13 protein-coding genes are annotated in these 12,544 nt (G+C 63.4%); 4 read left to right on the forward strand and 9 right to left on the reverse strand.

From position 1 onward, the window contains the following. Positions 1-17 precede the first annotated feature (17 nt). On the reverse strand, positions 18-758 hold the full coding sequence (locus tag RVU70_RS02815) for a Crp/Fnr family transcriptional regulator (protein ID WP_363349571.1): 741 nt from the start codon (positions 756-758) through the stop codon (positions 18-20). 136 nt (positions 759-894) lie between these two features. On the opposite strand from RVU70_RS02815, the gene RVU70_RS02820 reads away from it, so the two are divergent. After that, positions 895-2,127, forward strand: a complete 1,233-nt coding sequence (locus tag RVU70_RS02820) for an ATP-binding protein (RefSeq protein ID WP_363349572.1) — start codon at positions 895-897, stop codon at positions 2,125-2,127. 523 nt (positions 2,128-2,650) lie between these two features. Here the strand turns inward: RVU70_RS02820 and RVU70_RS02825 are convergent. Beyond that, positions 2,651-3,643 (reverse strand): aldo/keto reductase, encoded by a 993-nt coding sequence (locus RVU70_RS02825; protein WP_363349573.1) that lies wholly within the window; start codon positions 3,641-3,643, stop codon positions 2,651-2,653. Positions 3,644-3,811: 168 nt separating this feature from the next. On the opposite strand from RVU70_RS02825, the gene RVU70_RS02830 reads away from it, so the two are divergent. After that, the gene (locus RVU70_RS02830; protein WP_363349574.1) at positions 3,812-5,215 is read left to right on the forward strand and encodes an amino acid permease; all 1,404 of its coding nucleotides are present in this window, start codon (positions 3,812-3,814) and stop codon (positions 5,213-5,215) included. On the opposite strand, the gene RVU70_RS02835 is transcribed toward RVU70_RS02830, so the two are convergent. Both RVU70_RS02835 and RVU70_RS02840 read right to left on the reverse strand, forming a co-directional pair. Continuing rightward, positions 5,212-5,637: a hypothetical protein gene (locus RVU70_RS02835; RefSeq protein WP_363349575.1), complete on the reverse strand. Its 426-nt coding sequence runs from the start codon at positions 5,635-5,637 to the stop codon at positions 5,212-5,214. The genes RVU70_RS02830 and RVU70_RS02835 overlap by 4 nt on opposite strands. 144 nt (positions 5,638-5,781) lie before the next feature. Beyond that, entirely contained in the window at positions 5,782-6,192 is a 411-nt protein-coding gene (locus tag RVU70_RS02840) for a four-helix bundle copper-binding protein (protein ID WP_363349576.1), read from the reverse strand. A gap of 174 nt (positions 6,193-6,366) precedes the next feature. Between RVU70_RS02840 and RVU70_RS02845 the strand changes: the two genes are divergently transcribed. Further along, entirely contained in the window at positions 6,367-6,582 is a 216-nt protein-coding gene (locus tag RVU70_RS02845) for a hypothetical protein (protein WP_363349577.1), read from the forward strand. Between the two features lie 87 nt (positions 6,583-6,669). On the opposite strand, the gene RVU70_RS02850 is transcribed toward RVU70_RS02845, so the two are convergent. From RVU70_RS02850 to RVU70_RS02860, 3 genes are all read right to left on the reverse strand, one after another. Then, complete coding sequence (locus RVU70_RS02850) at positions 6,670-7,179, reverse strand: c-type cytochrome, methanol metabolism-related (protein WP_405044841.1); 510 nt, start codon at positions 7,177-7,179, stop codon at positions 6,670-6,672. An 85-nt stretch (positions 7,180-7,264) separates the two neighbouring features. After that, positions 7,265-9,190: a lanthanide-dependent methanol dehydrogenase XoxF5 gene (gene xoxF5 / locus RVU70_RS02855; RefSeq protein WP_363349578.1), complete on the reverse strand. Its 1,926-nt coding sequence runs from the start codon at positions 9,188-9,190 to the stop codon at positions 7,265-7,267. A 215-nt stretch (positions 9,191-9,405) separates the two neighbouring features. After that, positions 9,406-9,897, reverse strand: a complete 492-nt coding sequence (locus RVU70_RS02860) for a hypothetical protein (RefSeq protein ID WP_363349579.1) — start codon at positions 9,895-9,897, stop codon at positions 9,406-9,408. A gap of 135 nt (positions 9,898-10,032) precedes the next feature. Between RVU70_RS02860 and RVU70_RS02865 the strand changes: the two genes are divergently transcribed. Continuing rightward, positions 10,033-10,329, forward strand: coding sequence for a SemiSWEET transporter (locus RVU70_RS02865; RefSeq protein ID WP_363349580.1), 297 nt, complete (start codon positions 10,033-10,035; stop codon positions 10,327-10,329). Between the two features lie 7 nt (positions 10,330-10,336). Here the strand turns inward: RVU70_RS02865 and RVU70_RS02870 are convergent, their stop codons facing one another. Together RVU70_RS02870 and RVU70_RS02875 are read right to left on the reverse strand one after the other, a co-directional pair. Further along, the gene (locus RVU70_RS02870; RefSeq protein WP_363349581.1) at positions 10,337-11,263 is read right to left on the reverse strand and encodes an NAD(P)/FAD-dependent oxidoreductase; all 927 of its coding nucleotides are present in this window, start codon (positions 11,261-11,263) and stop codon (positions 10,337-10,339) included. A 92-nt stretch (positions 11,264-11,355) separates the two neighbouring features. Then, a complete protein-coding gene (locus RVU70_RS02875; protein ID WP_363349582.1) occupies positions 11,356-12,537 on the reverse strand; it encodes a hypothetical protein in 1,182 nt (393 codons plus the stop codon). Between the last annotated feature and the right edge of the window lie 7 nt (positions 12,538-12,544).

Here is a 12,544-nt window from a genome sequence, read left to right on the forward strand (position 1 = left end):
CCTCTGGAGTTCGCACCCTAATCGCGGGGACCGGGATAGACGCCGCGCAGCGCGACGCCAAAATGCCGCCGCCATGCTTCGTCACACCCGCAGGAGACGGTTTCGAGCGCGCTGCGATTGAGCACCCGGATCATTCCGCGTCCCGTATCAATCAGCCCTCTCTCCCGCAGCGGTTTGACCACGCGGGTCAGATAACTGCGGCCAATGCCGAGCATTCCCGCCAATTGATCTTGCGTGAGCGCAAGCTTCTCCTGGCCGGTGCGGTCCATCGCGGCGAGCAGCCATTTCGCCGTTCGCTGTTCGATCGTATGCGCGGCGTTACAGGCGACTGATTGAAACACCTGGGCGAGCAGGCAGTCAGCGTAGCGCGCGAAGAGGGTGCGGATAGCAGGCGAAGACCGCTTCGCCGCGTCCAACCGCTTGATCGGCATCCGCAGAAACTGACCCGCGGATTGCACCTCGGCGCGGGCGAAGGCGGGAAGATTTCCTTCACTCACCACGCCCCCGATCGCGCCTTCTCGGCCCACGAGGGCGGCTTCGATAAGCTCTCCCTCCGGGAGCGGCGTCAAGAAGCAGGCGACGCTTGCGCCGCAGGGGAAATAGACATGGGTGACGTCGTCGCCGGGATTGTAGATGACCTGGCCGCGAGCGCCCGACCAGATCTCTAGATAGGGCGTAAGCAACGCCAGATCGTTTGGGCGGAGGGCGCGCAGCAGATTGTTGCCCTCCTGCTCACCGGCGCAGGGATTGGTAGCCATTCTCCACCAGCGTGCGACTTCTGACCTTTAGTTAGGCGTTAACCGCGCTCCCCGGCCTTATGTTCATTTGTGAGCAGACAAGTCGCCCCGATTATGCTGCTTTAAAAGCATGCTCTTGACCAACTCAGAAAGACAAATGACCGAGCTCGAGGCTGACAACGATGGAGAGCTGAGCAAATCCATGCTCAACGCCGTGCTCGATGCGCTGCCAGTTGGCGTCATCATCGCAGACGCCCATGGCAAGATCATTCGTGACAACGCCGCCAGCCGCGATCTGTGGGGGGCCCCGCCTGTCACCGCGAATTGGGAGGGCTACTCTGATTGGGTGGGCTATTGGCCGCACTCCGGCCAACGCCTGACGGCGCAAGAATGGGCGATGGCCCGCACCTTGCGAACGGGCGAGGTGGTTCGCAACGAGCTCGTGCAGTCCGAACACTTCCAGACCGGGGAGCGACGCTTCTTCTTCAACAACTCAGCTCCGATCGTCGACCCTCAAGGACGGATCGTCGGCGGCGTCGTCGTCGAGGTGGACGTTACAGAATACCGCAAGGTCGAAGAGCGGCTGCGGGAAAGCGAAGAACGGCTGCGCCGTCTCAATTCGGATCTCGAGCGTCAGGTCGAAGAGCGAACCGCGCAAGCCAAGGAGGCGTTGGCGAAACTCTTCGAGGCGCAAAAAATGGAGAGCATCGGCCAGTTCACCAGCACGGTCGTCCATGACTTCAACAATGTGCTGGCGGTCATCATGGCGAACCTGCGCGTGCTGCAGAGGCAATTGAAAGGGCAGCCCCAGGCCCATGCGTTCGACGCCCTCGCAACCGCAGAACGGGCCGCAAATCTGGCCGGGCGACTGCTCCTTTACGCCCGGCGCACAGATTTTGAGCCCAAGCCGGTTTCTATCCCCGAGCTGCTCGAGGGCATGCGGCAGCTTTTGCATTATTCGCTGGGGCCCGACATCGTCTGTGTTCTGAATGCGCCTCCCGGGCTGCCGGCAATCATGGTCGAGCCGCACCTGCTCGAGCTGACGCTGGTGAACCTGGCGACCAATGCGCGAGACGCAATGCCGCGTGGCGGCGCCTTTACAATCGAGGTCGTCGAGGAGCGGGTCGAGCAGGAGGCCCCGGATTTTCCCGCTCTGACCAAGGGCGATTATGTCCGGCTGACCGCCTCGGACACCGGTTGCGGCATGAACAAAGAAACGCTCGACCGCGCCGCGGAGCCGCTCTTTACGACAAAGAGCGGACAATCTGGCACAGGCCTCGGCCTTTCGATGATCCGGGACTTTGTGGCGCAATCGGGCGGCGCGATGCGGCTCAGGAGCGCCGAAGGGAAAGGCACGTCTGTCGACCTCTGGCTGCCGCGCGCCTCCTGACGCCGCAGCGCCAAGCGCTTTCAAGAGAAGGCGGCCCGCCGAATGAGGGAAACGACGGACCGCCCAGCCGAACCGCTCGCAAGCGGCCAGCCCCAACGGTGGCCTCGCACGGGCGCCGCGGTCGGCGATGTGCTCACGAGCACAGACAGCCGTCGAGGCTCCGCGCGCTGAAATATTGCGGAAACAATGCTGACTGGGCAGCGGAGGCGGAAAGGCGATGGGCCCGAAACGCCAAGCTGATCTTTCTCTTGATCTTTTCACCGATCAATCGCGACGCTCCGGCGCTGTCGCGTGCGGCCGTTCCTGCCCCGTCGCGTCCCGAGCGCGGGCCGTTCAGACACCGATGGGAAATTTTTCGGCAAGGCCGAGGCGTTACTTTCTAGCCTGCGCAGCAATGTAACCTGCGCCGGCGTGGCGGCTGTGGCGACTCGCGGCTGCGGTGGGGCGGTTCATTGGGCTCCCGTATCCTCCCAAAGATCCGCCCCCGCCTGCGGCCGCGCGATCAACGCCAGGGACAAGGTCCCTAACCTCTTTCACTGTCGAGATGGGCCAATTGGGCAGCGGGATAGCGCGTTCCGCAAACGGAAGCGGCTAGAGCGTCGAGGACCTGGACCTCGTTTGGACCGAGTTCGACGCGCAGCGCCGCAACCGCGTCGACGAGTTGCTCCGGCCGCCTGGCGCCGATGATCGGCACGATATCCGCGCCGCGCGACAACGCCCAGGCGATTGCAATCTGGGCGACGGTGGCGTCGTGGGCCTGGGCGACATCTCTGACCGTGTCCACCAGCCGGAGATTCTTCTCGACATTCGGCCCGAGAAAACGCGGGACTGCGCCGCGGTAATCATCGGCGGAGATCATTCGGTCCGCCGTCCAATTTCCGCCGACAAGCCCGCGGCCGAGGACGCCGTAGGCGGTAATCGAAACGCCGAGCTCACGACACAGCGGGAGGATGGACGTCTCGATATCGCGGGAGAATAGACCGTACTCGATTTGCAAATCGACGATCGGATGGACGGCGACTGCATGGCGCAGCGTTTCCGATCCAACTTCCGAGAGCCCGATGAAACGCACGTAACCAGCTTTGACCATGTCGGCGATGGCGCCGATCGTCTCTTCGATCGGCACGGAAGGATCGAGACGCGCGGGACGATAGACGTCGATGTAATCGACCCCAAGGCGCTTCAAGGAATAGGCGAGGAAGTTCTTCACGGCCGCCGGGCGACCGTCGACGCCCATCCATTTTCCGCCCGGATCGCGCAAAGCGCCGAATTTGACGCTCAGTAGAATCTGCTCGCGGCGAAACGGCCTGATCGCCTCCGCGATCAGCAGTTCATTCTCTCCCATGCCATAGAAGTCGCCCGTATCGAGCAATGAAACGCCGGCGTCGATCGCCGCTCGGATCGTGGCTTGCCCAGTCGCGCGATCCGCCGGCCCGTAGAGATCGGTCATCCCCATACAGCCGAGGCCGACCGCCGAGACGATCGGACCATGGGCTCCGAGCCTGCGCTGCAACATGGCCGCTTCCTCGCTTTGGCGCGCGTCGCCGGCTCCGCCCCCGGCCAATGCTCGGTATGGTCTAGCCGACGCGGCGCGGCTCGCTTAAGTTGACTGAACTTTGGCGCGCGTCAATCGCCAAGCTTCCAGACGCTTTCTATTCCTTTCAAGAAATATAGAGACCCGCTCATGGATCAGGATCACGACGGCTTCAAACGCAGTCTCGGCGTGCGGCAGATGCGGCTGCTTGCGCTCGGCTCCACGATTGGCGTGGGCCTGTTCCTCGGCTCCGCCTCCGCCATCAAAGTCGCCGGGCCATCGATCCTACTCGCCTATCTCATCGCCGGCGCCATGGTGTTCGTCATCCTCCGCGCCTTGGGCGAGATGGCGATCTATCATCCGGTGACGGGGTCCTTCGCCGCCTACGCCTCCCACTATGTCAGCCCCTTTCTCGGTTATCTCGTCGGCTGGGGATACTGGTTCTACTGGACGATCATCGCTATTGCCGAGGTCACGGCGGTCGGCATTTACATGCAATACTGGTTTCCGGGTTCGGGCCAATGGATCTGGGCCTTCTCCGCGATTGCGATGATGGGGATGGTCAATCTCTTCACGGCCCGCGTCTTCGGCGAGTTCGAGTTCTGGTTCGCCCTCATCAAGGTCGCGACCATTCTCGTCATGATCGGGCTCGGCCTCTTTGTCATTATCTTCGGCTTCCCCGGCGAATGGGGGCCTGTCGGCCTTTCAAATCTGACGCAGATCGGCGGCTTTTTCCCCGAGGGCGTCGCCGGCTGCCTGCTCTCGATGCAGATGGTCGTTTATGCCTATGTCGGCGTCGAAATGATCGGCATCGCCGCCGGCGAGGCTGAAAACCCGCAGACGACGATTCCGATGGCGATCAATTCCTTCGTCTGGCGCATCATCATCTTTTATGTCGGCGCGCTGTTCGTCATCCTGGCTATTTTTCCCTGGAACCGGATCGGCGTCGACGGCAGCCCCTTCGTGCAGGTATTCCAACGCATGGGGCTCGAGAAAGCGGCGGGGCTCATCAATTTCGTCGTCGTGACCGCGGCCCTCTCCTCCTGCAACGGCGGAATCTTCAGCAGCGGCAGGATTCTCTACACGCTCGCGAAAGCGCAGCAGGCCCCCGCGTGGTTCAGTTTCATTGCGCCGAACGGCATTCCGATCCGCGCCATGCTGATGACCGTCGTCTTTCTGTTCCTGGGCGCCGGCTTGAACTATTTTACGCCGGCCCAAGCCTTCGAATATCTCACCGCGGCCGTGACCTTCATCGGCATCTTGATCTGGCTGAGCATCCTCTACACGCATGTCAAATTCCGGCGGCGGCTCGCTGAACAGGGCGAACCCATTCCCGCGTTCAGGTCGCCGTTGTGGCCGTTCTCGAGCTTGGTCGCCGCAGCCTTTCTGATCGGCGTCATCGGCATTCTGGTCAGCGTGTCGGAAACAAGGGCCCCGGTGCTGATCGGCCTGCTTCTGCTTTGCCTGATTGCGGCGGGCTTTCGTCTGACGCCCTTGCGGCGGGTCCGCCCGCAGATCGCTGCGGCCCCGCCTTCGGCGCCAAGGGTCGGTTAGCGCCGGGATGCGTGAACGCGGGGCCGCGGCGCGCCACCGTCGGAATGGGCGGCTTTCGCCGCGCGCCGTCGCGAATGCAGCGAGATCACAGGCGGGATGCAGTGCACGTGGCCGACGTAGAAGCACTCGCACATGACGTTGGAAATGTCCTCGAAATGCGCCGGCGGCGCCTCATCGAGGTCGTCGCTGCACGAAAAGACGTCGTAACCGCCGCCGCGACGCGCCGGTCCGAAGGATGAATATTGATAGCGCCAGCTGAACCGGCCTTCGCTCTCGTCCAACAGGCGGGCCGCCATCAAGGAGAGCTTCGCGACGCCAACTTCGCGGAAAGTGCATTCGGCCCATTCGGGCGAGCGCGCGGCAAAGCGAGCGGAATCGCCCCGGATGCGCTCGCCGCCATGGTCGACAAGCACAAGACGCATGATGCAACTCCCCCCGGAACGCAACGCCTTTGCGCCAGAGTGTCATGCGTCGACGTGGTAGGCCAATCGGGAGAATCACGTAGGGCGGCGCGCCCGATGCGGGGCTGACCGGGAGAGAGGCCATCCCCGCTGGGCGTTTCTGGGCTAATGCCGGAAGCCGATGGTGCGAACGGCGCCCTCGCAGGCTTCTTCGCAGCGCCGACAGGATTCGGCGCAGACCCTGCAGTGCTCGTGACGAGATGCGTGTTTCTCACACTCTTCCGCGCAGAGGCGGCAGGCCACCGCGCAGGTTTCCAGCATCGAACGGATAAGCTCTTCATTCGAGCCCGTGCGCCGCGCGCCCGTGGCCCCTGTGGCGAAACAGACGTCGGCGCAATCGAGATTGAGGCGAATGCACTGCTTCAGCTGATTCGCGTCTTGCTCGCCGAGGCAGGCGTCGGCGCAGGACAGGCAGGACTGGCCGCAATCGTAGCACTCTTCGATGCAGCGGATGAGCGCGTCATTGACCTGACCCTTTACGTCGGGGTGCGCACTGATCATTTCCTGGACGTGCATGAGCGTCCCTCCCATGGTTGGAGACCATCGGATAACATCCGCGCCTGGAAGATTGTTTCGCCCCCGCCGAAGCCAGGGGCGGCGCGCGGCCGATAAAGCGCGTCGAATGGCGGGAACTGCGCTGGGGAGAAAGCCCTCTCGACAGATAAGCTTAGGGATCGGTTGGAGACCAAAATGCCAAGACAAATCGGGACCATTGTCTACTGGATCGGAATCGCCATCGCCGCGCCTTTCGTCTTGCTCATCGGCGTATCGATCGCGCGTATGTTTTCCGAAGGTCTCCAGCCAAAATATGTAAACTCGGCCTTTCTCGGCCTCTTCGGCGCTATTTTCTCTTACGCCGTCGGGTTCATGCTCAGGCATATGATCAGAGAAAGCGACCGGGGCTGACGAGCCGAGGCCCAAGAATTCGAAAGCGGTAAACGTCAGCTATACGAGTAGCCAGACTGCGGCTGCGCCGCAGTCGGGCCAATTTGCTTACTTGGCGCTCATGCACTCGGCTTCGGCCTTGGCGAAGGCCTCGGGACGGGCTTCCTTCTTCTCCGGGCGGCCGGCCTGGATGGCGCCGGTCGAGAGCGCGCGGAGATAGACGTAAAGGTCGTCGACGTAGCAGACGGCGTTCTTGTTGTCGGCGAAGGCCGGCATGACGCTGTTGCCGTTCTGACGGCCGCCAATCACGATGCCGGCGAATTCCGCATAATTGAAGCGCTTCACCGAATCCTTCAGCGCGGGGGCGTAGGTCGAGCCGCCGCCGTTCGGGCCGTGGCAGACGTGGCATTCGGCGTGATAGCGGCGATAGCCGGAGAAGGTGTACCAGTCCACCGTGCCGTCGGCCGCGACGTTATAGGTGGGATCGCCCTTGGCGTCGAAATATTTGCCGTCGGTCGATTTGACGGCCTTGGGGTCTCCGGGCGCCTCGGCCATGGCGGAGGTTCCCACAAAGGTCATGACGCCCAGGGCCAGCGCCCCGAAAAGCGACGATCTCATACTTTCTCTCCTCGTTACAAAGACGGCGCTCGGCGGAATGAATTCGCCGAGCGCCGGTTGTTAGTTTACGGGCCTGCTTTGCCGTTTAGTTCGGCAGCGCAAACACGCTGAGCACGCCGCCGAGCGCGGTGTAATTGGCGAGCGAGGCGTAATTGCCGACCGCGCCGAGGCCCTCGTTGGACTTGGAGAGACCGGCCGCCAGACCGATGCCCGCCCAGCCGCCGACGCCCGACAGCACCGCCACATACTGCTTGCCGCCCGCCTCATAGGTGATGACGTTGCCGATGATGCCCGACGGCGTCTTATACTTGTAGAGCTCCTTGCCGGTCTTGGTGTCGACCGCCTTCAGATAGCCTTCGAGCGTCCCGTAGAAGGTCACGCCGCCGTCCGTCGACGTCGCCCCGCCCCAAACCGAGAACTGCTCCTTGTTCGACCACACGATCTTGCCGACCTTCGCGTCCCAGGCGATGAAATTGCCGGTGTGGTTCGTCCCGTCGCCGAGAACCCGCCCCGCCGGGAACATCTCCAGCGTCGCGCCGACGTAGGGCTGGCCCGCCGTATAGCTCACGCGGAACGGCTCATAATCCATGCAGACGTGGTTCGTCGGCACCAGGAACAGACCCGTCGCCGCGTCGTAGGAGGCCGGCTGCTGGTCCTTCGACCCCAGCGCCGCCGGGCAGACGTTCTGCGTGTTGGTGTCCTCGCCATTGTGCTGCGTCGAATATTTGTCGACGACCAGCGGACGCCCATAGGTCGGCGACGCCTTGTCCATGTCGACCTTCGTCGCCCAGTTCACCGCCGGATCGTATTTCTCGGCGACCAGCAGATCGCCGTTGGTGCGGTCGAGCGTATAGCCGAAGCCGTTGCGGTCGAAGTGAACCAGCGTCTTGACCGTCTTGCCGCCGATCGGCTGATCGGCCAGCACCATCTCATTGATGCCGTCATAGTCCCACTCGTCGTGGGGCGTCATCTGATAGAGCCACTTCACCTTGCCGGTGTCGAGGTCGCGCGCCCAGATCGTCATCGACCAGCGATTGTCGCCCGGGCGCTGCACCGGGTTCCACGTCGAGGGGTTGCCCGAGCCGTAATAAACGAGGTTCAGCTCCGGGTCGTAGGAATACCAGCCCCAGGTGGTGCCGCCGCCCGTCTGCCACTGGTCGCCCTGCCAGGTCGAAATGCCCGAATCCTTGCCCACGACCTTGCCGAGATGGGTGGTCTTGTCGGGGTCGATCAGCGTGTCGGCGTCCGGGCCCATCGAGTAGCCGCGCCACGCCTGCTTGCCGTCCTTCACCGAATAGGCGGTGATATGGCCGCGCACGCCGAACTCGCCGCCGGCGATGCCGACGAAGACCTTGTCCTTGAACACATGCGGAGCGGCGGTCGAGGTCTGGCCCTTGGACGGATCGCCGTTCTTCACCGACCAGACGAGCTTGCCGGTCTTGGCGTCGAGCGCGACGAGCGTCGTGTCGGCCTGGGCGAGGAAGATCTTGCCGTCGCCATAGGCGAGGCCGCGGTTGACCGTGTCGCAGCACATCACCGGCACGACCGACGGATCCTGCTTGGGCTCGTATTTCCAGAGGATCTTGTGGTCGGGATCCTTCAGATCGAGCGCATAAACGATGTTGGGGAACGGCGTATGCAGATACATCACGTCGCCCACGACCAGCGGCGCGCCCTCGTGGCCGCGCAGAACGCCCGTCGAAAACTGCCAGGCGAGCTGCAGCTTCGCCACATTGTCGGCGGTGATCTGCTTCAACGCCGAATGGCGGACATTGGCGTAGTCGCCCGTCGGCGACACCCACTGCTTGGGGTCCTTCTGCAAAGCGAGAAGCTCGTCCGAAGACGTCGCGGCCGACGTCGAGGCGGCCGGCGCAGGCGCGGTCGCGGCAGGAGCAGGAGGCGCGTATTTCGCGGCATCTTCCGGCGTAAGCTGCCACTTCTGCGCGTAGGACTGACCCGATGTCACAAGAGCGAGGATACCCACTGAAGCCGACAGCAACAGCTTTCGCATTCGTTTTCCCTCCCAAAGGCGGTTTCCCGACCGCTTTACGGAACCGCGGCTTCATAGGGCATTTTCGAAGAGAAAACCAGAGCGCCCAGACAGCCAAGCGTAATTGTCGCCAGTCGTTAGCAATAGACCGAAAGAAAAAGGCCTCCGGAAGCGATTCCCGGAAGCCCTTTAAGCCTTCGCTCATGCTGGCGGCAAGCCAGATCGGCTGATCTTGATCAAGCGGTGTGCTTCTTCCAGGCCGAGAGGCGCGACGTCGCCGCATCCATCCAGGAGGCCGCCAATTCACGCCACTCGGCGAGATTGCGCTTGGCGGCAAGTTTTCTTGCGCGCCGGGCGATCAGGCTGGAGAGCGGCATGCGCAGCAGCGAAAACCCGCCGTAGCCGCAATCGCACAGCAGCGCATGCGCCTCGCGCATGGACAAGTTGAAGAAGGCCATGCCTTCGCCGACGCTGTCGCCCGTCAGGCCTTCGCGGCGGAACTGCGCATCGTGGTAAGCGACTGCGAGCGGCGAATGCTCCATCCGAAGCGTCAGACGCTCCCGTCTCGGATAGCATTCCATCGTTGAAAACAGCTTGACCGGCTCGCGCGTCGACTCGAGCACGCTCGCGAGACGCTCCAGCCTGCGCCGGCGCACGGCCCACTCCAATTCCTCGGGTCCATAGACTCGTGCCGTCCCGACAAGCTCTGCTATGGCGCGGCGTTCCATTTCCGCCTCCCTCTTCGAAGGTTCTTCCCCCAACGCAGAACCGATGTCGCAGGCGCTGGTTCCGAGAGCGTCCAGGCCGCTGGAACATCGAGCGCGCCGCTGTCGTTCATGCGCCATTGGCCGAAAGGAGCGGACATGGACGTCGCGGGCTTTATTGGGGCCGCCGCCGCCATTTGCTCGACGGCGAGCTTCGCCCCGCAAGCCTGGAAGATCATCAAGACGAGGGACACAGAGTCGATCTCCGGCAAGATGTATGTCCTGACGGTCGCCGCCTTCGCATTGTGGATGTCTTATGGCGTCCTGCGCGGGGACTGGGCGCTGATCGCGCCGAACGCCATCTGCTTTGCGCTTGCGGCGTTCATCCTGACGATGAAACAGCTGCCCCAGCGCAAAAAGGACGCCGTCGCCGACGCGCTGGACCCGGAAGCATAGGCTGAGGTCAGCGTTCGAGCGCCTGGCCGTCCTGGTCCCGCAGCCAATTATGCGCTTTTGTGGCCGCGATGGCGCCGTGCCCCATGGCGACGCTGATCTGGTCGAGGCCGGCGACGACGTCCCCCGCGGCGTAAAGGCCCGGGACCTTCGTGCCAAATATGGATTCAGCGCCTAAAGCGCCTGCGTCGTCCACGGCGAGACCGAGCTCTGTCGCCAGCTTGCAGCGTGGATGCAAGCCGAGCGCGGGATAAACAACGTCGAAATGGGCTTCGCCGGCTCCGTTCTGGAATTGCAGCCTCATTTCGCGCTCTCGGAAAATGAAGCGCGCGACCGGGGCCTTGAGGACGCGCACGCCGGAGTCGAGCAGCTTCTGCAAGATCGCGCTGTCGAGATCGGCGTAGCGTCTGGGAATCAGCGTGACGTCGGCGGAGTATCGCCGAAGGAACAGCGCCTCCCCCGCGCCTTGCCGATCGCAGCCGATGACGGCGATGCGCTGGCCAATATGCTCATAGCCGTCGCAGATCGGACAATAGCGCAACACGCCGGCGTCGATCGCCGCCTGACGCGCCCGCGCTTCGATCGGCACGTCGTTCTGATCGACGCCGGTGGCGAGGACGAGCGCCCGGCAAGACCACCCTGTTCCATCGTTCGAGCGAAGCGCGAAACCGCGGTCGCAGATCGACGCGCTTTCGACATGCGCGCCCACGAGGGCGGCGCCATATTCAACGGCATGGCGCGTCATTCTCGAGAGAAGCCGCTCGCCAGACACGCCCGACGGGCAGCCCGGCACATTATGGGTGAGCGGAATCTGGGCGGCCCGGCTGCGCCCGTCGTGAATGACGAGCGTCGATCGGCGAAAACGCGCCAGATAGAGCGCGGCGCTCAGGCCTGCCGGCCCCGCGCCGACAATGATCGCGTCCCAAATCTCGGCCATGCGCTCTTCCCAAGAATGAGGCGTCGCGGCGTCAGACTCGAACCGCGTCGCCCCCACCTAACGGTCGGGGCTGGCCCTTGTTCGCCCTTTCGTCACCGCCAGGCGGCGGCGAAGTCCTTCATCACAACGTCCCTGATCTGCTCGGCCCAGATGTGATCCGTAAGACCCGTCGGGTGGCCGTCGCCCGGGATGAACAGGGGGCGGCCGGGGTACGCCGCGGGATCAATCGGCTTGACCTCGGCGACATGCAGGCCGGCGGCGCGAAGCTTCTCCATGATGGCGTCGTTTCCATAGGCGGGGCCGAGCCGGTAACGCTCGGACGCGACATTGTCCGGCAGATACATGATCAAGGTCTCAGCGCCATACTTCTGGCGCGCAAGCTCCCCCGCCCTGCCCAGAACCGCGACGTAAAGATCGACATCCGCTTCCTCGATCGGCGGCTCCCGGGATTCGAAGAAGTAGTGAAACATTTCGGTCGAGCGCAGCAGCGCGCGGGCGGCGCCGAAGAGGCCCGACGCCGCCTCTGCACAGGAGCCGCGATAGACCGGCGCTCCGTTTTCGAAGACATAGCGCGGCGCGTACCATTGGTTACGCTCCTTGCAGGAGGTCCGGCCCGCATGCCACGGGGCGGTGAGCATGACGAAAAGGCGAGGGTCCTTTTTCAGCAGCGCGTCGTGCTCGCCGATCTCCAGCGCGCGCAGAAACTGCTGCGGGCCATAGGCGGTCACGGCAAGATTGAGCACGCGGAAACGGCGTTCAGTCACATCGGCGAAGGCCTGCGGCAGGGTCTCATTATCGTTGAGGCCCGCGCCGAAGGTCATGGAGTCTCCGAAAAAGGCGACCGTCGGGCCCTCCGCAGCCGAGTTGACCTTACGCGTCAGATTCTCGTCGATGGTGTTGACGACGTCGTAAACGACGTCGCCGTTGGGCGCGATCTTCTTTTCGTGGATCGGCCCCGGGCGGGCTGGCCGCCAGCCGAGCTCGCCCACCCGCGCCCAGCTGCCTCGGTCCTTGTAGGTGGTCGCAAAGCCGCCGAGATGCAAAGACACGACTTCGATGATTCCGAAGCCAAAGGCGAGCGTGGCGCAGAGCAGCGCCGCGTCCCGCCAGCGTCCCCGCAGAATGGCGATGAAATAGACAAACGTCGCGAAGACGATCGCCACGATCAGAAGAACCACGTAGCGAGACGGCTGCACGAAATTGAGGACGCCGAAAATTGCGGCTCCCGCAAGAAGGAGAGCGGCCGAGGTCTTGAGGGGGAGAGAGCGGGTCATATGCGGG

Origin of the sequence: Methylocystis echinoides (assembly GCF_040687965.1) — a bacterium.
Lineage (GTDB): Bacteria > Pseudomonadota > Alphaproteobacteria > Rhizobiales > Beijerinckiaceae > Methylocystis > Methylocystis echinoides_A.

What these genes read in the sequence shown, in the direction of transcription:
- RVU70_RS02870 (WP_363349581.1), bottom strand. Translation starts at nt 11,263, where the DNA reads ATGGCCGAGATTTGGGACGCGATCATTGTCGGCGCGGGGCCGGCAGGC.
- RVU70_RS02845 (WP_363349577.1), top strand. Translation starts at nt 6,367, where the DNA reads ATGCCAAGACAAATCGGGACCATTGTCTACTGGATCGGAATCGCCATC.
- RVU70_RS02830 (WP_363349574.1), top strand. Translation starts at nt 3,812, where the DNA reads ATGGATCAGGATCACGACGGCTTCAAACGCAGTCTCGGCGTGCGGCAG.
- RVU70_RS02825 (WP_363349573.1), bottom strand. Translation starts at nt 3,643, where the DNA reads ATGTTGCAGCGCAGGCTCGGAGCCCATGGTCCGATCGTCTCGGCGGTC.
- RVU70_RS02815 (WP_363349571.1), bottom strand. Translation starts at nt 758, where the DNA reads ATGGCTACCAATCCCTGCGCCGGTGAGCAGGAGGGCAACAATCTGCTG.
- RVU70_RS02835 (WP_363349575.1), bottom strand. Translation starts at nt 5,637, where the DNA reads ATGCGTCTTGTGCTTGTCGACCATGGCGGCGAGCGCATCCGGGGCGAT.
- RVU70_RS02850 (WP_405044841.1), bottom strand. Translation starts at nt 7,179, where the DNA reads ATGAGATCGTCGCTTTTCGGGGCGCTGGCCCTGGGCGTCATGACCTTT.
- RVU70_RS02860 (WP_363349579.1), bottom strand. Translation starts at nt 9,897, where the DNA reads ATGGAACGCCGCGCCATAGCAGAGCTTGTCGGGACGGCACGAGTCTAT.
- RVU70_RS02865 (WP_363349580.1), top strand. Translation starts at nt 10,033, where the DNA reads ATGGACGTCGCGGGCTTTATTGGGGCCGCCGCCGCCATTTGCTCGACG.
- RVU70_RS02840 (WP_363349576.1), bottom strand. Translation starts at nt 6,192, where the DNA reads ATGCACGTCCAGGAAATGATCAGTGCGCACCCCGACGTAAAGGGTCAG.
- RVU70_RS02820 (WP_363349572.1), top strand. Translation starts at nt 895, where the DNA reads ATGACCGAGCTCGAGGCTGACAACGATGGAGAGCTGAGCAAATCCATG.
- RVU70_RS02875 (WP_363349582.1), bottom strand. Translation starts at nt 12,537, where the DNA reads ATGACCCGCTCTCTCCCCCTCAAGACCTCGGCCGCTCTCCTTCTTGCG.
- xoxF5 (WP_363349578.1), bottom strand. Translation starts at nt 9,190, where the DNA reads ATGCGAAAGCTGTTGCTGTCGGCTTCAGTGGGTATCCTCGCTCTTGTG.